Raw genomic sequence first — 20323 nt, 5'->3', positions numbered from 1 at the left:
ACGGATTTAAACGTTTAGCAATAAATTTATACTTATCACTTTCAGATTAATATTGATGCTTGTATATTGGATATAACTCAGGTTTTAAGTTTTTAATTTTAAATATAGGGCACGAAATGGATAATCGAAAAGTTAATCCTTATGGAATTGTTGGATCTATTTATGCAAATTATATTATTCAAAGTATTGCATTAATTGTGATTATGCAATTTTCTGTAGCTCTTTCAAAACAACTTAATACCGATATAGTTGGGCTTGGTTATGTTGCGTCAGGAATTGGCATTGGAAAAATACTTTTAATGTTTGTTGGTGGCGTGCTCTCTGATAAATTTGGCAGAAAGTTATTCATATACTTTGGTATGAGTTGTTACACGTTTTTTTTTATTGGAATGACTTTTTGCTCCAATATTCATATCGCTTTTTGTTTAGCGATTGCTGTAGGGGCTGGTAACTCTTTTTTAGATACAGGCTCAATGCCTGCTTTAACCGAATGTTTTCCAAATTCAGCAGGATCTGCTAGTGTACTAATTAAGGCGTTTATTTCTATTGGAACATTAGTTCTTCCTTTTATTGTCACTTTTTTCTATATTAACCGATTATGGCATGGTTGGGCATTTCTTGGTTTCGCGATTTATTTAATGATTAATGGCTTATTATTATTTCCTCAAAAGTTCCCAAATAAAGATACTACAATAATGGGTAGTGAAGGCTCAAAAAACTACTTCAAAGCTAAACCAAAATTCTTAATTGAAGGTATTTTTCTGATACTTATGGGATTCACAACAACAGCTACCTTTGTCATTATTTTACAATGGCTTCCTACTATCGCTATCAATGGTATTAATATGAGCGATCTCGATGCTAAACAGCTGATTAGTTATTATAGTACTGCATCTATTGCGTCGGTATTTTTTACGGCTTTTATTGTGAAACATTTATTAAAACCTATATTTTGCATTATCATTTTGCCTACATTATCAGCATTAGTATTAATCCTTTTTTACTTGAATATTTCATCATTAATGTGTGTTATCGCTGCTATTGGTATGGGATTTACCGCTGCAGGGGGAGTGCTTCAATTAACCTTGGTTGTTATGCAACAATTATTCCCAACTTGTAAAGGACTTGCTGTTGGATGTGTGTACACTTTTAGTGGTTTATCTTTTCTAGTGATTCCGCTAATAGTGCCAAAATTGGCTATGATAGATGTTAGCTATGTAATTTTAACTGATTTTTTCATTGCATTGTCAAGTATTGTGTTTGGTTTAATCGTATATTTTCGGTTCATTAAAGTTATTGATATCAAAAAAATTTAGAATGTAACATTAATAGGTGTTGAAGAATCATCCTATTTATTCAGTATTAAAAGAGTTTACTTATGCCAGAATAAATAAGATTAATTAGCAAAGTCCAACAAAGTGTGTATAGCTTTTGATGCTGTTCGGAGTATTGTTTATTATGGGGCATTATCGGATAAATTTGAGAGTAAATCATCTATTGCTTTTAGGTAGAGGGGATAGCTCAACGTTTTATGTCGGGACCTATCAAGTCCTAATGTAATCTTTTGCAAAATCACTGGATTGAGCATCAATATTAATTAAAGCTGTACTTGACGCTAGTCAATCTGTAGTGTCTTATCATTATAGTTGAATATGTATTTTATACTGTATTATTTTAAGCATAAATGTACTAATTGTGCTTAAAATATCACTGCTAAATCATAAAAATTTTCCTAGCGGTAAGAAAAAATATTTATAAACTATTTAAAGTAATACGAAGAATTTAAAGAAAAAATAGAAGGTTGAGATAGAAAGTATCTGTTTTATTGTAATTAGTTTTACCTCTACAGAGACTATTTAATTTCTTCTTGTTTAAAAAACTTTTTATAAATGGTTGTAAGTATGAATAAACCTTATTTCTTACAAGCTTTCTAATCACAAAACATTGGTATATTAGTTAGCATATTCCTAACTTCAATTTTATTAAAAGGCTTTATGTGCAGGGTGATGGCATTGTGTTTTATTGCAAAAAGTACTTATTAAAATTACCCTTAACCGCAATGACTGAATTTTTCCATGTGGAAAACTGTTGGGTATTTTTTCACATTTTTCGAGCGCAGCAACTGACATAATTCTATATTTAATATTGGATATCAACCAATTTGGGTTTATGTTATTTTGTCTTAGTATCAGTTATTGCAGTCTTAAATACATTATTAGCTGTTATTGAGTTAACACATTACTAATAAAAATGTTTGGCTTTCCTATCAACTCCCCTTAATACCTAATAAAGAAAGATATTTTAATAAAAAGAGATATAAAAACTCGATGTTTTTTTATTTATATTAAAAATATTGTTTTTAATACTTCCTTGTTAATTTAAATTATCTATTTTAATCCTGCATTTTTATATTACTAAAGTCTCTGTTTTTTAGAATTTGTTAAAAACTTCTTGCTATTAAATTTAAAATAAATAAAAATATATAAAATATGAATAAATATTCATTAAGGTCTTGCGAAAATGAAAGAACGAACAACTGAATTGGTCGAAGGATTAAGGCACACTGTACCTTATATTAATGCTCACCATGGTAAAACATTTGTTATCTTACTCACTGGAGCGGTGTTAAAAAGCAATAATTATTCAAGTATTATCAATGATATTGGATTACTCTACAGCCTTGGTATCAAACTTATTATTGTTAATGGCGCTCGAAATCAAATTGATGAATCACTCAAAAAACACAATATTGAACCTAAATACCATAAAAATATGCGCATCACTGATACAGAAACGCTAGATATAATTAAGCAAATAACTGGATTGCTGCAACTTAATATTACTGCAAGCTTATCAATGAGCTTGAATAATACACCATTACAAGGCGCACATATTAGTGTTGTTAGCGGTAATTTTGTAATTGCTCAGCCTTTGGGCGTGGAAGATGGTGTTGACTATTGCCATACGGGTAAAATTCGCCGTATTAATAAAAAGGCTATATCTGAACAACTGGAGCGGGGCTCAATGGTGCTATTAGGACCTGTTGGCGTTTCAGTTACGGGAGAAAGCTTTAATTTAGCTTCTGAGGATATTGCTGCAGAAGTTGCTATTCGTTTAAAAGCAGATAAATTAATTAGTTTTTGTGACGAACAAGGTGTGCTTGATGAAAAAGGACATGTCATTACCGATCTTTACCCAAATGATGTAGATAGTTACATTCTTCAAAAAGAAAAGCAAGGAAAGCATTTATCTAGTGAGGCTCGTTTTTTACGTGCGGCATCGAAAGCATGTCGAAGTGGGGTGAGACGAAGTCATCTAGTGAGCTATTTGATTGATGGTTCTATTTTGCAAGAACTATTTTCACGGGACGGTATTGGAACACAGGTCGCAATGGAACATTCTGAACAAATTCGTCTTGCAACTATTAATGATATTGGTGGAATTTTAGAGCTTATTCGTCCTCTTGAAGAACAGGGTATTTTGGTTAGACGTTCGCGCGAGCAGTTAGAAATTGAAATAAATAAATTTATTATTATTGAACGTGATAATATGACTATTGGTTGTGCTGCTCTCTATCCTTATCCTGAAGAAAAAATGGGTGAAATGGCGTGTGTAGCAATTCATCCTGATTATCGCAATTCATCTAGAGGCGATTTACTGATACAAAAAATAGAAGAAAGAGCAAATAATTTAGGTTTAGAAAAAATATTTGTCTTAACTACACATAGTATTCATTGGTTTAGAGAAAAAGGGTTTAATCCAGCCGTTGTAGATGATTTGCCTATAAAAAAGAAACAGCTTTATAATTATCAACGCAACTCAAAAATTTTAATACTTGATATGCTTTGATTAACGTATTATTAAGTTTTATCCTAAAAAAAATTAGCATTTAGTAGAATGTAAAATTTGCATCGTAAATGACTTTTTTAGATAGAATCCTCTAGGGCGCGTTAATATAATATCCCCATTCTCGCCAATTGCTTCTGTTAAAGCCTTTCCATTAGCGGCTTTTGGTCTAATTTGCAGATAAGTACCATAACGAGCTGTGATTTTTTCAATTTGACCAAGGGCAATCATGTCCATGAGCTCTTGCCAATCTTGCTTTAGTTGCTGTTCTTGTTCTTTAGTGGGGGTCCACAAAATAGGGTGACCAACTTTTCGTTGATGTAGTGGAATCGATCTTTCACCTTCTATGGGAATCCAAAGTACTTTAGAAAGCTTATATTTAACGTGACTAGTTTCCCAAATAACACCATAATTTGCCATAAGTGGTATTACACTGACAAAAGTGGTTTCTAAAGGGCGCCCTTGTTTATCAACAGGGATTGTTTTTAATTCAATACCAAGATTAGCAAAATCACGCAGCGCTTTACTACCGGCGTTAGCCCCTAAAAATGTTTCAATAAGGTTGCCTACCCAACCTTTTTGTTTATTAAGGTTACTTGGTATAGGGATATTTAAATATTGTGCTATTTCACCGAAAGTATAACCAGCTACTAACTGCGCTCGGTTTAACAATTCTTGTTCACTGGTTGGATAAAATGTTGCCATGTAAAAAACGTTATCACTTAATAAATAACCCCACAGTTAATCAAAAAACTGTGGGCACCAAATTAAACTTAATTAACTTAATTTTTCAACCCAATTAGCGTAACAATTAATGATAATAGAAAGAAATTCTTTTGTTTTTTCGTTAATATTTCCATTTTCATCAAAAGCTGAATTAATATTACCAATATAAGCTTCTGGTTGTTGCATAGTTGGCATATCCAGGAAAACCAATGATTGGCGAAGTTGATGATTTGCACTAAAACCACCAATGGCACCTGGTGATACTGAAATTACCGCAGCAGGCTTTTTAGCCCAAACACTCTTGCCATAGGGTCGAGAACCTACATCAATAGCATTTTTAATAACTGCTGGTAAGCCACGGTTATATTCTGGAGTTACAAAAATTACACCACTACATTCCATTATTTCTTTTCGGAAAAGTGTATAAGGTGTAGGTGGTATATCAGTATCAATATCTTCGTTATAAAGTGGTAAATCGCCTATTTCAATTATATATAACGATATAGAAGAAGGAGCAATTTTTTGTAAAACTTTTGCTACTTTCAAGTTGTAAGAATCTTTACGTAAACTTCCGACTAATACGGCAATTTTTTTACTCATTTTCAATCCTCACATATGCTTAATAGAAGAGGCATATATACTGCCTCTTATCAACATTATTCACTATTAAAAATTAGTAATTAATGACCAGATGAATCCATTTTACGACCAGTTTCAAACAAGAACCATGCACGTCTTTCAGTTTGATCAATCCACTCTTCAATTAAACTTGCTGTTGCTGTGTCATTATATTTATCGCAAATATCGTGTGCCACACGCATACGTTCTGTTAGTTTAACATTGTCTTGGCATAGCTCAGCAAGCATATCAGAAGGCTCAACAAAATCAGCATCATTATCACTAATACTTTGTAATTTTGAAATATGACCAATTGATCGTAATGTTGTGCCACCTAATTTACGTACACGTTCAGCAATTGGATCGGTCATTGCGAATAGCTCTTCACCATGATCGTCTAACATTAAATGGTAATCACGAAAATGGGGACCGCTTACGTGCCAATGAAAGTTTTTTGTTTTTAAATATAAGGCAAAAACATCAGCTAACACAGAGTTCATTGCACCAGAAATATCTTTTGATGCTTTTTGCCCTAAGTCAGTTGGAAATAAAATTGCAGATTGTTGAATTTTTTTTGCAGAAATAGTACTTTTAGCCATAACATATTCTCCTTTTGTAGAATAATTTATTTACTGTACTTTACCAAAGTACGCTAACTACTTATAAATGTCCAATAATATTAGGCTATTTTTAACTATCACTGTTATTTCAGCAATCTATTATTTTTTGATTTGAACATATTAAATTATTATTTAAAGTAAAAGAAAATATTTTAAATTTTTATGAGGTTAAATATTTTAAATCTTTAAGATTTATAACTTTTTTTCGAAGTTAAACTTAATCAGTTGTGATCTTATTTAACATTAGCACAATAATAAGTGATAAACTGAATAAGAGAATAAAGTAAAAATGGCATTTAAAGCAATGATTGGGTACATGCAAAAATCTACACCAAAAAGTTTAAACTAAAAATTATTTCGCTCATTCTAGATAAAAGACATCCGTTTTCACAAATTTGTCGGGGCGTAAATATCAATAAAACTATATTAAGTTATTGGTAGCATTCTTATGTTAAATACAGATACTTAATTAATCTTATTTGTGGAATAATTAATGTAGGGACATAGCCAATATGTTTTTTATAATTTAAGTATCGATAGATATCGTTATTAAGGATAATAATTTAGATAATAAATATTATGGTAAACGTTGTATAACGATGCATTAAAGTAATTAAAGTTAGAGTAGTCCATAAATAAACTTAAAAATAAATTTTTATTTTCCTACTTCAATTTCGGACGTTAGCTGAGCTATAAAAAACATAAAGCAAAAAAACATCCGAAAAAATAAATTTAGTTTTTATTGAAAAAGATGGTTATTTTTTTGCTTATCTCATCTTTTAGAAAAGCAATCTTGCTCGGATAGTCCCTGATACATTTTTTAACTTAACTAATAACTCTTCAGCTTTGTCTTGCTTAACTCTATCAATATCAATAACAACATAACCAATTTTTGAGTCAGTTTGTAAATATTGGGCTGAAATATTTAGACCTTGTTCGGCAAAGAGCGTATTGATAGCGGTTAATACACCAGGTTGATTATGATGAATATTGATAAAGCGACTTGAACCTTTCTCGGGAATGGGTAACGAGGCTTCAGGGAAATTAACGGCAGAAAGTGTAGCTCCAGTATCTGAATATTTTGCGAGTTTAGTTGCAACTTCAATACCAATGTTTTCTTGCGCTTCGCTAGTTGAACCGCCGATGTGGGGAGTAATAATCACATTATCAAATTGACATAATGGAGATTCAAAAGGGTCGCTATTACTAGCTGGCTCTGTTGGAAATACATCGATTGCTGCACCACTAATTTTGTTTGTTTTTAGCGCTAGAGTTAAAGCATCTAGATCAATAACTTTACCTCGAGATGCGTTGATTAAAATTGCACCATTTTTCATGGTGTTGATTTCATTTTCACTAATCATTTTGATTGTTGTTGTGTTTTCAGGTACATGCATACTAATAATATCACTTATAGCAAGTAAATCTTTCATTGTTGGTATTTGTTTAGCATTACCTAAGGGCAATTTTGTCTCAATATCGTAAAAATAAACATTCATACCAAGTGACTCAGCTAGTACGCTTAATTGACTACCAATATGTCCATAACCAACAATTCCCAAATTTTTACCACGTGCTTCGTGAGAGCCGGTAGCAATTTTATTCCATTTACCTTGATGTGCTTTAGCGTTAGCTTCTGGTACTCGGCGCAATAATAAAATCGCTTCTGCTAGTACTAGTTCAGCAACAGAGCGCGTATTTGAAAATGGCGCATTAAAAACAGGGATACCTTTAAAGGTAGCTGTCTCAAGATCAACTTGATTAGTACCAATACAAAAGCAGCCAATACCAGCAAGTTTTGGTGCTGAATTAATGATGTCTTGGGTTAATTGTGTCCTTGACCGGATGCCAACAAAACGGACATCTTTTAAGGCTTCTTTAAGTTCAGAATGTGATAATGCACTTTTAAGATATTCAATATTGTTAAAGCCTGCTTTTTTTAATGTTTCTATTGCACTAGGGTGAACCCCTTCAAGTAACAAAAACTTATTTTCATCTTTGGTTAAAGCTTGAACAACCATTTTTCCCTCTCTTTTTTCCCTTTTAGGATATACATTGATGATTATTGTTACACAACTCGATGAAGCTTATCATTTTAAATAAACTTATTTTACCTCTTTTACGCCCATAGGCGTGCCTATAAGTGCAATATCAGCACCTTTGTTCGCAAATAATCCAACTGTTACAACACCTGCTATATTGTTGATTCGATTTTCTAATTCTATGGGATTAGCAATAACAAGATCATGAACATCCAGAATAACATTACCATTATCGGTTATGACATCTTGACGATATACAGGTTTACCGCCAAGCTTAAATAGTTCACGAGCAACATAGGAACGGGCCATTGGAATTACTTCGACGGGTAAAGGAAATTTTCCTAAAATATTAACAACTTTCGACTCATCTACAATGCAAATAAATTGTTTAGCAAGTGCCGCAACTATTTTTTCACGCGTTAAAGCTGCCCCTCCACCTTTAATCATTTGCATGTGATGATTAATTTCATCTGCACCATCGACATAAATATCTAGGCTATTGACTTCATTACAGTCAAGCACAGGAATACCATAACTTTTTAATTTTTGTGTGGATGCTTCTGAACTCGATACTGTTCCTTTTATTTTAGCTTTAATTGTAGCTAACGCATCTATAAAATGTGACGCTGTCGAGCCTGTGCCAACTCCCACTAATGAATCTGGCTTTATAAATTTTAATGCAGACCATCCAACTGCTTTTTTTAATTCATTTTGTGTCATAATATTACCGTATTTCGAGCATAATTTTCTCAAAAAAAATTTTTTTTGAAAGCAAAATTTTTGAAGATATGGCATAGTAACGAATTGGAAAGCAAAAATCATTAGGATATTTAAAAAATATATTAATTTTAGAGATATATTTAAAGCTTTTTGCGATATTAAAGTAACTTGATTACCCAAGCAATGATCAAATCATTAGTAAAGAGATTATGAAGCGTCCAGATTATAGAGCATTACAAGCATTAGATGCGGTGATAAAAGAACGAGGATTTGAAAGAGCAGCAGATAAATTGTGTATTACGCAACCTGCGGTATCGCAACGTATTAAACAATTAGAAAGCTTTTTTGGTCAACAACTTCTTGTTAGAACCATTCCCCCTAAAGCAACGAAACAAGGTGAGCATTTATTAGGCTTATTACATCAAGTTGAATTGCTTGAGCAACAGTGGTTAGGTGATAATGAACAAAATATTACACCTCTATCATTATCCATTGCGATTAACGCTGATTCTTTAGCAACTTGGCTTTTACCTGCGTTAAAACCTGTTTTAGATAAGAATATATTACGTTTTGATATTCAAGTAAAAGATGAGGAGCATACTTTAGAACTTTTGCGTTTAGGTACAGTGGTGGCAGCTATTAGCATCCAAGCCAATCCTTTACCTGGCTGCCTATCTGATTTATTAGGAGTATTGGATTATATTTTTGTTGCTTCTCCTAATTTTGCTAAAAAATATTTTCCTAATGGTGTAACTCGTGCATCCCTTTTGAAAGCGCCAGCTGTTGCTTTTGATCATTTAGATGATATGCATCAAGCATTCTTGCAAGAAAACTTTAATCTTACTCCAGGCAGTGTCATATGCCATATCACTAGTTCGTCAGAAGCTTTTGTTCAATTAGCTAAGCAAGGTTCTGCATGTTGTATGTTGCCGAGATTACAAGTTGAACAAGAATTGAAAAATGGTGAGCTTATAAATTTGACAGAAGGGTTATATCAAAGGCGCATACTGTATTGGCATCGTTTTGCACCAGAAAGTAGTATAATGCAAAATATCTCTGAAACATTGATTCGTTATGCGAAAAATACATTATTACAACCTCAAGATCGTAAATAATGATCATAATTTGAAAATCATTTACTGATAAGAGTTGGGTGTCCCAAAAACTTTCTAATAAAAATTTGTATTAACTTAAAGAGCTGAAGATATGAGCCAATTAAAAAATGACCGTTATTTACGTGCTTTGCAATGTCAGCCAACTGATTACACACCAATTTGGATGATGCGCCAAGCTGGTCGTTATTTACCTGAATATCGACAACTGAGAGCTAAATCAGGTAATTTTATGACAATGTGCCAAACTCCAGAGCTTGCATGTGAGGCAACGTTGCAACCTTTAAAAAGATTTGATTTAGATGCTGCTATTATATTTTCTGATATTTTAACTATCCCTGATGCCATGGGCTTTGGTTTATATTTTGGCGCAAGTGAAGGACCTAAATTTACTAAGTCTATCTCTTGTTTATCAGATATAAAACAATTGCCGATTCCCGATCCGATGCAATCTCTTAAATATGTAATGGATGCAATTAGTCTAACGAAAAAAGAATTAAATGGTAAAGTACCATTAATTGGTTTTTCAGGTAGTCCATGGACATTAGCTACCTATATGATCGAAGGTGGTAGTAGTAAAACGTTTACTAAAATAAAAAAAATGCTTTATGACGAACCACAAGCATTGCATCTGTTATTAGAAAAACTTGCTCATAGTGTTGCGTTATATCTAAATGCGCAAATTCAATCGGGTGCGCAATCAATTATGATTTTTGATACTTGGGGCGGAGTGTTAAGTCATCAAAGCTATCAAACATTCTCACTTGACTATATGCAATTGGTTTTATCGCAATTAAAGCAAGGTAAAAAAAGTGAAGATATAACCTCGTACATTCCTGTTACTTTATTTACTAAAGGGGGAGGATTATGGCTTGATAGTATTATTAATACTGGTTGCGATGCGGTGGGTGTGGATTGGACAGTAAATTTAAGTCAGATTACTCAAAAAGGCAAAATAGCAGTACAAGGGAATTTAGAACCTTGCGTTTTATATGCAGGAAAACAAGTAATTGAATCCAACGTGGAGGTCGTTCTTAATGAGTTTGGTCATCACAATGGGCATATTTTTAATTTAGGTCATGGTATTCAACAAGATATCCCTGTAGAGAATGTACAGCATTTGATTGAAGCGGTGCACCGACAGTCAAAAAGGTTTCATCATGATTAAAAATCCTGTTCAATTAAGAATAGAAAAATTACCAGTATGGCAGCAACGTTTATTTATGGTTTGCCTATGTGAGCGTATGTATCCAAACTTTGTTATTTATTGTCGTCAACAACAGAATGAAGAAAATGCAAAAAATTATAAAAAAATACTTGATTTAGTTTGGGAGTCATTATTGGTTAAGGATGTGAAAATTAATTTTGATTTACAGTTAGAAAAATTAGAAGCAATGATTCCTGTAATTACGAATGATAGTCCATATATTGTGTATCCTGCAATTGATGCGTGCCAAGCATTGAGTGAACTTTTGCACTCATATATCAGTGGTGAAATAGCTGAACATAGTGCCAAAGTCAGTAGTATATCAGCTGTTACTATTGCAGAATTTGAAATGACAAAATCTAATATTGAACTTTCAGAAGATGAACAGCTGCTTTTACCTTGTGTTATTGATGAATTTGACTTGCAATGGGATATTTTTCGACTGTTACGTGATGAAAAAAATGATGCAGTCGATTTGATAAAAGGTTTAAGGACTGAAATTAGATTGGCTGAAACAAGTAATATTGGGTTATTTTTGAGCGATTAAAACAGTCAAGCCCTGATTTTTTTACTTTTTAATAAATTTTCCTTTTATATTAGAGCAATATAGACTACATTTAGTAGCAATGTAACTAAATGTTGTTTACAGGAAGAAAGTTAATCAATTAACTTTTCTGATTATGTTAACTTTAACAATAAAATAAATATGTAAGGATATTTCCATGAATAAAACAGAACTTGTTGATGCAATTGCTAGTAAAGCAGATATAACTAAAGTTGCAGCTAAAACTGCATTAGAAGCTACATTAGCGGCTATCACTGAATCATTAAAAGCTGGTGAGCCAGTTCAATTAGTTGGTTTTGGCACATTCAAAGTTAATTCTCGTAAAGCTCGCACTGGTCGTAATCCAAAAACGGGTAAAGAAATTAAAATTGCAGCAAGTAAAGTACCTGCATTTGTATCAGGTAAAAGCTTAAAAGAAGCAATCAAATAAATTACTTTTTCTTATAGTCAAATTGATTGATAGAAGTAATAGGTCATAGGGTGTATCCTTATGGCCTTGTCTTTAAATAAAAAATAAAATTCTTTAAAACAAGTTGATTTTAGGCTTTATTATCCTATTTATAAGTAATATTAAATCCTAATTACAAATTATACCGTTAACAATTTTAAGCGGTTATTTCAACCAATTTCGCTTGTAATATATTAACCAAATCTTGGGGCACGATTTCAATTTCTAATCCTCTTCGTCCGCCTGATATAAACATGGTAGAGTGCTCACTTGCACTCAAATCAATAAGTGTGGGTAGTTGCTGTTTTTGACCGAGTGGACTAATTCCTCCCACCAAATAACCTGTTACCTTTTGGGCTAAATTAGGATCAGCTAAATCTATTTTTTTACAGTTTAATACTTTTGCGGCTTTTTTAAGATCCAGATGACTATCGACAGGCAATACACAGACCGCTAATGTTTTATTATTACCATTTAAACTCACAATCAAGGTTTTAAATACCTGTGCCGCTGTAATATTCAAACTGGGATCAAGCTTATCAATAGCTTCTTGCCCATAATTGGTTTGGTTTGGATCGTGCTTATATTGATGGATATTAAATTTGATTTTTAACTTTTTAAGTAAATTAATCGCTGGTGTCATAATTGTTATCCAAATGGTTTTTCATTATAACAAATATAATACACAGCGAATTGATATAGCAAGTGAGTTTCCCCACCAATCTAAACTGGTGGGGATGAGAATAATTAAACGATCAAACTATTAGTTTATTGCTGATCATCTTTTGTTGGAAAGTTTGAGTTAGCATCATTAGTTGCTAACCAATAAAGACGATAGAAAAAGCTCGTCAGGAAGATATCAAAAAAGGCAGAACAGAACGAAAAGATAATATTAACTACTATATTGTTTTCACCGATTATCATAAACAATTTAGTAATAATCATTAAATATGCGATATTAATTAATAGCATAAGAAAAGAAGGAAGCCATTGCGTTTTTGTCAGTTGACAACTTAACGAAAATAACTCAGAGAAGCTTTTTTGTTTAGATTCAGCTAATAATCCAAAAAAGAAGCTAGTAAAAATAAAGAAAAGTACAGAGAAAATAATTAGCGTTATAAAAATTAATGAAATAATCAAAGGTTTGGGAAGTAGTGAATTTAAAGTAATAAAGATTAAAAATAAAAATAATACTATAACAACTAAGTGAAAAATCATCGCAAAGTAAAAAACAATAATTTTTAATAGATTTTCTAATACTTTAGACAGTAATAATTTGGGGTTAAGTTTATCACTTACATAAAGATTATAAACTGTTGCAATACTAATTGATTTTATAGCAATATAGATTGCAACTTCTATAATAATGACTGATACATAGCTAGCGATGTTTCCTGATAAATATAATTGTGTATACGTTTCTAGTTTGTAAAAGTAGTAACTTATAACTGGGCTCATTAGTGCTACTAATAGGCTTACAAGCGCAATTGGTATAATACGATTACGAAAAAAATTGCATGTTTGTGTAAAAACTAAAGAAAAAGGAATTTTTTTTTGCATTTCTATATAAGTTCCTTATATGTGGTAACAGGTTTAGTTACCACTATTATTTTTAAACGATTAAATTCGTAAATTAAGCTTGCAATAATGAAATATCAGCTACTTTCAAAAATAAGTTTTGTAGCTTTTTCAAAAGCGCTAATCGATTAAGTCTAATATCTTCATTGTCAACCATAACCATGACTGAATCAAAAAATGCATTCACTGTCTCTTTTAATGACGATAATTCAATTAATGCATCTTGATAACGGCTTTCACTAAAATAAGGTGAAAGTTTATCGGTTAAAATCACCAATTTTTTAGCTAACTCGCCTTCAGCACCTGCTTCTAACAATGCTGCATTGATCTGTTCAGGAATAGTAACCTCAACTTTAGATAAAATATTTGACACTCGCTTATTAGCTTCGGCTAATGACGAAGCTTCGGGCAAGGTCCTAAAGTGAGTTACTGCTTTAATGCGTGCATCAAAATCAGCGGGTTTAGTTGGATTAAGTGCTAAAACAGCTTGAATTGTATCAATGGCAAAACCTTGCTCTTGGTACCAAGCGCGGAAACGACCTTGCATAAAATTAACAATATCATCACCCACATTCTTATTGGTCAGTTTACCGCCATATAATGATGCGGCATAATTGGCTAATTCAACTAGATCTAAAGATAATGCTTCTTCAACAATGATTCGTAACACACCAATAGCAGCGCGACGCAATGCAAAAGGATCTTTATCACCTTTAGGATGTTGACCAATACCAAAAATACCGGCTAAAGTATCCAATTTCTCAGCGATAGAAACTGCACAAGAAATAGCAGTGCTTGGTAATTCATCACCAGCAAAACGCGGTTTATATTGTTCTTCAATGGCGGTCGCAACTTCAATGCTTTCGCCATCTTTAAGTGCCAAATAACGACCCATAATGCCTTGTGTTTCAGGGAATTCAAAAACGGTATTAGTCACTAAATCGCATTTTGTTAATTTGCCCGCTCGTTTGGCTTGCTCAACATCAGCACCAATTTTATCGGCAATAAAGCCTGATAACGACTCAATGCGAATTGCTTTATCCTTAACTGTTCCAAGTTGTTGTTGAAATAAAACTGTTTCAAGGCGGGGCAAACGGTCTTCTAAACGTTGTTTTAAATCAGTTTGATAAAAGAACTCTGCATCGGCAAGGCGAGGGCGAACTACTTTTTCATTACCCGAAATTACAACTTGTGGATCTTTTGACTCAATATTAGCCACAAAGATAAAGTTTGGTAATAATTTGCCTTGTTTATCATAAACGGGAAAGTATTTTTGATCGCCTTTCATGGTATAAACCAAGGATTCAGCAGGAACTTCTAAAAATCGTTCCTCAAATTTAGCAGTTAACACAACGGGCCATTCAACCAGCGATGAAACTTCCTCAAGCAAATTATCTGTTAAATCTGCTTTACCGTTTAATTTTGCTGCTTCTTCTTCAGCTTGTTGTTTAATAATAGATTTACGTTTATCGTAGTCAGCAATTACTTTACCACGTTGTTCCAAAATTTCAGGATACTGGTCTGCATTATCAATAGTGAACTCTTGTTCACCCATAAAACGATGACCACGAATAATGCGATCTGATTTAATCTCTAAAATCGTACCGGGCACAAGCTCATTACCATACAACATAGTGACAGTATGGCATGGACGAATAAATTCAACTTGACGAGCTGCCCAACGCATTGGTTTAGGAATAGGTAATTTACTTAATGCGGTTTTAACCATATCACATAACAAATTAACAACAGGTTGACCTTTTTGATTTTGAGTATAAGAAAGCCATTCACCTTTATCAGTTTGTATACGTTCAGCCTGATCAACAGTAATACCGCAACCACGAGCCCAACCTTCAGCAGCTTTTGTTGCATTGCCATTGGCATCAAAGGCTGCGCTAACCGCTGGACCTCGTTTAACTATTTGACTATCGGGTTGCGTATCATTCAAATTCAAAACTTTTAATGCTAAACGACGAGGCGATGCATACCAAAGCACCTCACCATGTTCTAAATTGGCATTGTCAAGCTGCTGTATAAAATTAGCCGCAAAGCTTTCTGCCAACGTGCGGAGTGATTTTGGTGGTAACTCTTCGGTACCAATTTCCACTAAAAATGTTTTTTGCATAATCTTCTAAATTCCTACTTTGATGCGCTTTCGTTAGATTGTGAATTTTGGCACATAGGGAAGCCAAGAGCTTCGCGAGATGCATAATAGGCTTCTGCCACCATTTTTGTTAATGTTCTGATTCGCAAAATATAACGTTGTCGCTCTGTTACTGAAATTGCTTTACGAGCATCAAGTAAATTAAAACAATGAGCCGCTTTTAAGATGCGCTCATAAGCAGGTAGTGGCAGTGGTTTTTCTAACTCCAGCAAAAACTTAGCTTCTTTTTCGTGTTGTTCGAAACAATAAAATAAAAATTCAACATTTGCATATTCAAAATTATAAGTGGACTGCTCTACCTCGTTTTGATGAAACACATCGCCATAAGTTGTTTTACCAAATGCACCATCACTCCAAACCAAATCATAAACACTGTCCACGCCTTGGATATACATTGCTAAGCGCTCAAGTCCATAAGTGATTTCACCAGTAACAGGCTTACATTCAAGCCCGCCAACTTGTTGAAAGTAAGTAAATTGGGTTACTTCCATACCATTTAACCAAATCTCCCAACCAAGCCCCCATGCACCAAGGGTTGGGTTTTCCCAATTATCTTCAACAAAACGAATATCATTAACAGTTGGGTCAAGACCTAATTGTTTTAACGAACCTAAATAAAGCTCTTGAATATTATCAGGAGAAGGTTTTAAGATAACTTGAAATTGATAATAATGCTGAAGCCTGTTTGGATTATCACCATAGCGGCCATCAGTTGGGCGACGTGATGGTTGAACATAAGCCGCATTAATAGGTTCTGGCCCCAGTGCTCGTAAACAAGTCATAGGATGAGATGTCCCCGCACCAACTTCCATATCCAATGGCTGAATCACGGTGCAACCTTGATTAGCCCAATAATCTTGTAACGTAAGTATTAAACCCTGAAAGGTTTTGACATTAAACTTTTGCATGCTGTTATCTTAATGGTTGAATTGATATTTTCGATAATTTAAATAGTGCTGTATTTTATACTTTTTCTTGTTGCTTGTGAAATCTCTAATCGTGCAATCTTACTATATCATTCAATCATTATCATCTAATAATCTAATAGGCTTTTGATTTTGCATCTTTACCAATTTGTAGGTATAGTGACATTATCATTAATACTTGGTAATAAATTATAAATAAAACGCCATGTCTATTTATCTAAAATTTTTTGTTATCACTTTAATTTTGGCCATCAAAATTAATTCTGTTTACGCTGATGATAATCAAAAGTTAGAATCCTTACGTCGCTCGATTGAAGAGCAAGAAAATCGTTTAGCTCAGCAGAGCAAAGAGCGTTCACAATTAGTGAAAGCATTAAAAGAACAAGAAACCGAAATAGCCAACTTGCTAACATTAATTGAGAAAAATAGTTTATTACTAAAGAAATTTAACGAACAAATTAATGAATTGATAAAGCAGATTGATGTCTTGAAGATTAAGCAAAAACAGCAACAAGAAGTATTGGCAAAACAAATTGAAAGTGCATTCAAAATAGGAAAGGCAGCAGGATTAGAACTGATTTTCTCCGGTGAAAAAAGTGAACTTAATGAACGTATTATCTCTTATTATGGTTACATTAATGAAGTAAGACAACAACAAATTCGTGATATTCAAATAACACAAATGCAATTAGATGAAAAGAAAAGTGAATTGCAGAAAATGCAGGCTTCTCATAAAACAATGCAAAATCAACAAAAAAAGGAGCAAAAACGGCTTGAAATAAATTGGAAAAAACGGCAAAAAACAATTATGTTTCTTGAGTCATCAATGCAGGCGAATAAACAAAAATTAGCAAATTTACGTGAAAACGAAGCAAAATTACAAGCTAAAATTGCGCAAGCTGAACAAGATAGTAGACGCATTGCTGAAGAAGAAGAAATGCAAGCTCAATATATTGCCGAAAAGCAAAAAAATACTAATTATATTCTCAGCTCAGATGAAAAAGCCCTGATGGCAAGGGTAAGTGGAATTGGTAAGCCGCAACATCAATTCAATTGGCCTGTAAGTGGAACTGTTGTTCATCAATATGGTGAGTCTTTACAAGGCGAGCTGCATTGGAAAGGTTTGGTAATTAATGCCGTAGATGGTACTCAAGTTAAAGCAATTACTGATGGGCGAGTAATTTTAGCTAACTGGTTACAAGGGTATGGTTTTATTGTGGCTATTGAGCATGGTAAAGGGGACATGAGTTTATATGGATATAATCAACGAGTATTAGTGAATGTAGGAGATAAAATTAAAAGTGGGCAATCGATAGCTCTTGTAGGATCGAGTGGAGGGCAAAATATACCGGCCCTTTATTTTGAGATTCGTCGAGATGGTAAGGCTCTTGATCCGAGTGGGTGGCTGAAATGAAGAAACATTTGGTCTGTATATTAATTTTAAATTTTTGGATATTAAATATACAAAATGTATGGGCAGCAAAGCTCGCTATTGTTATGGATGATTTTGGATATCGCCAACGCTATGAAGAACAAATTATTGCATTATCTTCTCATATTACCATTGCAGTTTTACCTTATTCTCCTAATGCCAAGCGCATTGCTACAATGGCTCATCAACATGGGAATGATGTGATTATCCACCTACCTATGGCTCCTTTAGGTAAACAGCCATTAGAGAAATATACGTTGTTTCCTCATATGACTGAAGCAGAAATAAGCCGAATTATTGATAATGCTGTCGAGCGAGTGCCTTATGCAATTGGTGTCAATAACCATATGGGGAGTTTGATGACATCAAACCAAAAAGGAATGGAATATGTTATGAAAGCATTAAGTCAGTATTCAATGTTTTTTTTGGATAGTAAAACCATTGGCAAAACACAGGTAAAAGTAGCAGCCCATAATTATAATATTCCTGTTGTTGTCAGAGATGTATTTTTAGATGATGACCAAAGCGAAAAAGCAATTAGGTATCAAGTTGATTTGGCTATTTCACTTGCGCGCAAAAATGGATATGCTATCGCAATAGGTCATCCTTATCCACAAACGATTAATGCATTAAAATTCAAGTTAGCCAATTTACCTGCTGATATTGAGTTAGTTAGCATAAGTCACTTAGCTACTCCATTAACTAAAAGGTCAAAAATAATTTTAAAAGATATTTTTGAAAAATATAAAAAACAATTTAGTAAAATATATTATCTTTTTTCTAATGTGCGATGACGAATTTGTACCTGCTTATTTTGTGCTCTGAAAATTTCAGCTAATCTTTCAGCAATGAAAACAGAGCGATGTTGACCACCAGTACAACCAATAGCAATAGTTAAATAACTGCGATTATTTTTTTCTAACATTGGAAACCATTGTTTTAAATAATTAGCAGTTTGATAAATAAAATTGGTAACTTCATCATGATTTAATAAATAGCTTTTTACGGGTTCATCTAGACCTGTTAAGGGACGTAAACTGGCATTCCAATGTGGATTAGGTAAAAAACGCACATCAAATACAAAATCGGCATCAATAGGCAAACCATATTTAAACCCAAATGATTCAAAAATAATAGTGAGTTCTCTTTCTTTTTTTCCTAGAACCCGTGATCTTAAGATATCTGATAATTCATGAACAGAAAGATTATCAGTATTAATGACTAAACTTGCATTTGATTTCAGGGGTTCTAAATATTTTTTTTCAAGATCAATAGCTTCTTCAAGTGAATATTGTTGATTAGTTAAAGGATGTATTCGCCTTGTTTCACTATAGCGCCGTATTAATGTATTACGACTACAATCAAAAAAAATAATTTCAGGCGTGACAGATTCGGGCAAACGTTGAAATATATCATGATTAAAATCAGAATTTGCAGGTAAGTTTCGAATATCAATACTGACAGCAACAGGTGTATTGTTATTCTTTAAAGTATCGGCTAACTGAGGTAATAAAACAATAGGAATATTATCAACACAATAAAACCCCATATCTTCTAGGGCTCGTAATGCAATAGATTTTCCTGAGCCAGAACGACCACTTACTATCATTAGAATCACTATATCAACTCCAAAATGATTGATGCTTTAATTATATACTGTTTATTTCCAAATGGGTAATTCTGATTAAAAACAATAATAGTATAAACAAAATTTTTTTAAAAAGGCTCAGTTTTGATTTTCTTAATTAATTGCTTAAGAGCTTGCCCTCTGTGAGAAATCTGGTTTTTGTGTTCTTTCGAGAGCTGTGCTGCTGTGAAATTAAGTTCTGGGATATAAAAAATTGGATCATAACCAAAACCGCCTTCACCTTGAGCTTCATTTAAGATTAAACCTTGCCATTTTCCCAAGCAGATAATTGGAGTTGGATCGCTTTCGTTTCGCATAAAAACTAATGCACAATAAAAGTAAGCTGTACGTTTTTCTTTCGGAACATTTTGTAGTGCATCTAATAGCTTTTGATTATTGCTTTTATCATTCCCATGTTCACCAGCATAACGTGCAGAATAGATTCCTGGCTGACCTTTTAGAGCATCTACCGATAATCCAGAATCATCAGCAATAGCTGGTAATCCAGTGAATTTGGAGGCATGTCTTGCCTTTAAAAGTGCATTTTCAATAAATGTTAAACCTGTTTCGTCGGCATCCGGTACATTAAATTGGCTTTGTGCAATAATATCAAAACCGGCATTAGCGAGTAATGCTTGCAATTCATTGACTTTACCTTGATTATTCGTTGCTAAAACAATTTTTTGCATTTT

Annotated in this window: 19 protein-coding genes; 8 read left to right on the top strand and 11 right to left on the bottom strand. The window is 33.2% G+C overall.

The genetic code is table 11. The features are described 5' to 3' along the window. Nucleotides 1–116: 116 nt before the first annotated feature. Together A9G36_RS03415 and argA are read left to right on the top strand one after the other, a co-directional pair. Complete coding sequence (locus A9G36_RS03415; RefSeq protein ID WP_065569643.1) at nt 117–1316, top strand: MFS transporter; 1200 nt, start codon at nt 117–119, stop codon at nt 1314–1316. 1204 nt (nt 1317–2520) lie between these two features. Further along, on the top strand, nt 2521–3849 hold the full coding sequence (argA, locus tag A9G36_RS03410) for an amino-acid N-acetyltransferase (RefSeq protein ID WP_065569642.1): 1329 nt from the start codon (nt 2521–2523) through the stop codon (nt 3847–3849). Between the two features lie 33 nt (nt 3850–3882). Here the strand turns inward: argA and mutH are convergent, their stop codons facing one another. The 5 genes from mutH to rpiA all read right to left on the bottom strand — a co-directional run bounded on the left by mutH (nt 3883) and on the right by rpiA (nt 8572). Then, entirely contained in the window at nt 3883–4551 is a 669-nt protein-coding gene (mutH, locus tag A9G36_RS03405) for a DNA mismatch repair endonuclease MutH (RefSeq protein ID WP_034946946.1), read from the bottom strand. A gap of 72 nt (nt 4552–4623) precedes the next feature. After that, nucleotides 4624–5172 (bottom strand): NADPH-dependent FMN reductase, encoded by a 549-nt coding sequence (locus A9G36_RS03400; protein WP_065569641.1) that lies wholly within the window; start codon nt 5170–5172, stop codon nt 4624–4626. A gap of 80 nt (nt 5173–5252) precedes the next feature. Further along, a complete protein-coding gene (locus A9G36_RS03395) occupies nt 5253–5789 on the bottom strand; it encodes a Dps family protein (RefSeq protein WP_034946940.1) in 537 nt (178 codons plus the stop codon). An 800-nt stretch (nt 5790–6589) separates the two neighbouring features. Next, a complete protein-coding gene (serA, locus tag A9G36_RS03390; protein ID WP_034946937.1) occupies nt 6590–7831 on the bottom strand; it encodes a phosphoglycerate dehydrogenase in 1242 nt (413 codons plus the stop codon). Nucleotides 7832–7915: 84 nt separating this feature from the next. Beyond that, nucleotides 7916–8572 (bottom strand): ribose-5-phosphate isomerase RpiA, encoded by a 657-nt coding sequence (rpiA, locus tag A9G36_RS03385; protein ID WP_034946934.1) that lies wholly within the window; start codon nt 8570–8572, stop codon nt 7916–7918. A gap of 209 nt (nt 8573–8781) precedes the next feature. Between rpiA and A9G36_RS03380 the strand changes: the two genes are divergently transcribed. From A9G36_RS03380 to A9G36_RS03365, 4 genes are all read left to right on the top strand, one after another. Then, entirely contained in the window at nt 8782–9687 is a 906-nt protein-coding gene (locus A9G36_RS03380; RefSeq protein ID WP_034946931.1) for a LysR family transcriptional regulator ArgP, read from the top strand. A 91-nt stretch (nt 9688–9778) separates the two neighbouring features. After that, nucleotides 9779–10852, top strand: coding sequence for a uroporphyrinogen decarboxylase (hemE, locus tag A9G36_RS03375; protein WP_034946928.1), 1074 nt, complete (start codon nt 9779–9781; stop codon nt 10850–10852). Next, entirely contained in the window at nt 10845–11438 is a 594-nt protein-coding gene (locus tag A9G36_RS03370; RefSeq protein WP_065585403.1) for a YjaG family protein, read from the top strand. The genes hemE and A9G36_RS03370 overlap by 8 nt, the downstream gene beginning before the upstream one ends. 175 nt (nt 11439–11613) lie before the next feature. Further along, complete coding sequence (locus A9G36_RS03365; protein ID WP_034946923.1) at nt 11614–11886, top strand: HU family DNA-binding protein; 273 nt, start codon at nt 11614–11616, stop codon at nt 11884–11886. Nucleotides 11887–12061: 175 nt separating this feature from the next. On the opposite strand, the gene ybaK is transcribed toward A9G36_RS03365, so the two are convergent. The 4 genes from ybaK to glyQ form a co-directional block, all read right to left on the bottom strand. Beyond that, nucleotides 12062–12547, bottom strand: a complete 486-nt coding sequence (gene ybaK / locus A9G36_RS03360) for a Cys-tRNA(Pro) deacylase (RefSeq protein WP_065569640.1) — start codon at nt 12545–12547, stop codon at nt 12062–12064. A 125-nt stretch (nt 12548–12672) separates the two neighbouring features. Next, a complete protein-coding gene (locus A9G36_RS03355) occupies nt 12673–13464 on the bottom strand; it encodes a hypothetical protein (RefSeq protein ID WP_034946916.1) in 792 nt (263 codons plus the stop codon). Nucleotides 13465–13537: 73 nt separating this feature from the next. Further along, nucleotides 13538–15610: a glycine--tRNA ligase subunit beta gene (gene glyS, locus A9G36_RS03350; protein ID WP_065585402.1), complete on the bottom strand. Its 2073-nt coding sequence runs from the start codon at nt 15608–15610 to the stop codon at nt 13538–13540. A gap of 11 nt (nt 15611–15621) precedes the next feature. Next, the gene (glyQ, locus tag A9G36_RS03345; protein ID WP_034946911.1) at nt 15622–16554 is read right to left on the bottom strand and encodes a glycine--tRNA ligase subunit alpha; all 933 of its coding nucleotides are present in this window, start codon (nt 16552–16554) and stop codon (nt 15622–15624) included. Between the two features lie 223 nt (nt 16555–16777). On the opposite strand from glyQ, the gene envC reads away from it, so the two are divergent. Next, complete coding sequence (gene envC / locus A9G36_RS03340) at nt 16778–17986, top strand: murein hydrolase activator EnvC (protein WP_065569638.1); 1209 nt, start codon at nt 16778–16780, stop codon at nt 17984–17986. Further along, nucleotides 17983–18798, top strand: coding sequence for a divergent polysaccharide deacetylase family protein (locus A9G36_RS03335; RefSeq protein WP_065569637.1), 816 nt, complete (start codon nt 17983–17985; stop codon nt 18796–18798). The genes envC and A9G36_RS03335 overlap by 4 nt, the downstream gene beginning before the upstream one ends. Here the strand turns inward: A9G36_RS03335 and rapZ are convergent. Beyond that, on the bottom strand, nt 18774–19622 hold the full coding sequence (rapZ, locus tag A9G36_RS03330; RefSeq protein ID WP_034946908.1) for an RNase adapter RapZ: 849 nt from the start codon (nt 19620–19622) through the stop codon (nt 18774–18776). The two genes, A9G36_RS03335 and rapZ, sit on opposite strands and share 25 nt — an antisense overlap. Nucleotides 19623–19720: 98 nt before the next feature. Further along, nucleotides 19721–20320: an XTP/dITP diphosphatase gene (locus A9G36_RS03325; protein WP_034946905.1), complete on the bottom strand. Its 600-nt coding sequence runs from the start codon at nt 20318–20320 to the stop codon at nt 19721–19723. Between the last annotated feature and the right edge of the window lie 3 nt (nt 20321–20323).

Source organism: Gilliamella sp. Choc6-1, assembly GCF_001690385.1.
GTDB classification, from domain to species: Bacteria; Pseudomonadota; Gammaproteobacteria; order Enterobacterales; family Orbaceae; genus Gilliamella; species Gilliamella apicola_A.
This window is presented reverse-complemented; position numbering and strand designations above follow the sequence as displayed.

Coding starts and splice junctions, on each gene's coding strand:
- mutH (WP_034946946.1), bottom strand. CDS start 4,551: ATGGCAACATTTTATCCAACCAGTGAACAAGAATTGTTAAACCGAGCG.
- envC (WP_065569638.1), top strand. CDS start 16,778: ATGTCTATTTATCTAAAATTTTTTGTTATCACTTTAATTTTGGCCATC.
- A9G36_RS03365 (WP_034946923.1), top strand. CDS start 11,614: ATGAATAAAACAGAACTTGTTGATGCAATTGCTAGTAAAGCAGATATA.
- hemE (WP_034946928.1), top strand. CDS start 9,779: ATGAGCCAATTAAAAAATGACCGTTATTTACGTGCTTTGCAATGTCAG.
- A9G36_RS03395 (WP_034946940.1), bottom strand. CDS start 5,789: ATGGCTAAAAGTACTATTTCTGCAAAAAAAATTCAACAATCTGCAATT.
- A9G36_RS03335 (WP_065569637.1), top strand. CDS start 17,983: ATGAAGAAACATTTGGTCTGTATATTAATTTTAAATTTTTGGATATTA.
- A9G36_RS03380 (WP_034946931.1), top strand. CDS start 8,782: ATGAAGCGTCCAGATTATAGAGCATTACAAGCATTAGATGCGGTGATA.
- argA (WP_065569642.1), top strand. CDS start 2,521: ATGAAAGAACGAACAACTGAATTGGTCGAAGGATTAAGGCACACTGTA.
- ybaK (WP_065569640.1), bottom strand. CDS start 12,547: ATGACACCAGCGATTAATTTACTTAAAAAGTTAAAAATCAAATTTAAT.
- rpiA (WP_034946934.1), bottom strand. CDS start 8,572: ATGACACAAAATGAATTAAAAAAAGCAGTTGGATGGTCTGCATTAAAA.
- serA (WP_034946937.1), bottom strand. CDS start 7,831: ATGGTTGTTCAAGCTTTAACCAAAGATGAAAATAAGTTTTTGTTACTT.
- glyQ (WP_034946911.1), bottom strand. CDS start 16,554: ATGCAAAAGTTTAATGTCAAAACCTTTCAGGGTTTAATACTTACGTTA.
- A9G36_RS03400 (WP_065569641.1), bottom strand. CDS start 5,172: ATGAGTAAAAAAATTGCCGTATTAGTCGGAAGTTTACGTAAAGATTCT.
- A9G36_RS03415 (WP_065569643.1), top strand. CDS start 117: ATGGATAATCGAAAAGTTAATCCTTATGGAATTGTTGGATCTATTTAT.
- A9G36_RS03355 (WP_034946916.1), bottom strand. CDS start 13,464: ATGCAAAAAAAAATTCCTTTTTCTTTAGTTTTTACACAAACATGCAAT.
- A9G36_RS03370 (WP_065585403.1), top strand. CDS start 10,845: ATGATTAAAAATCCTGTTCAATTAAGAATAGAAAAATTACCAGTATGG.
- A9G36_RS03325 (WP_034946905.1), bottom strand. CDS start 20,320: ATGCAAAAAATTGTTTTAGCAACGAATAATCAAGGTAAAGTCAATGAA.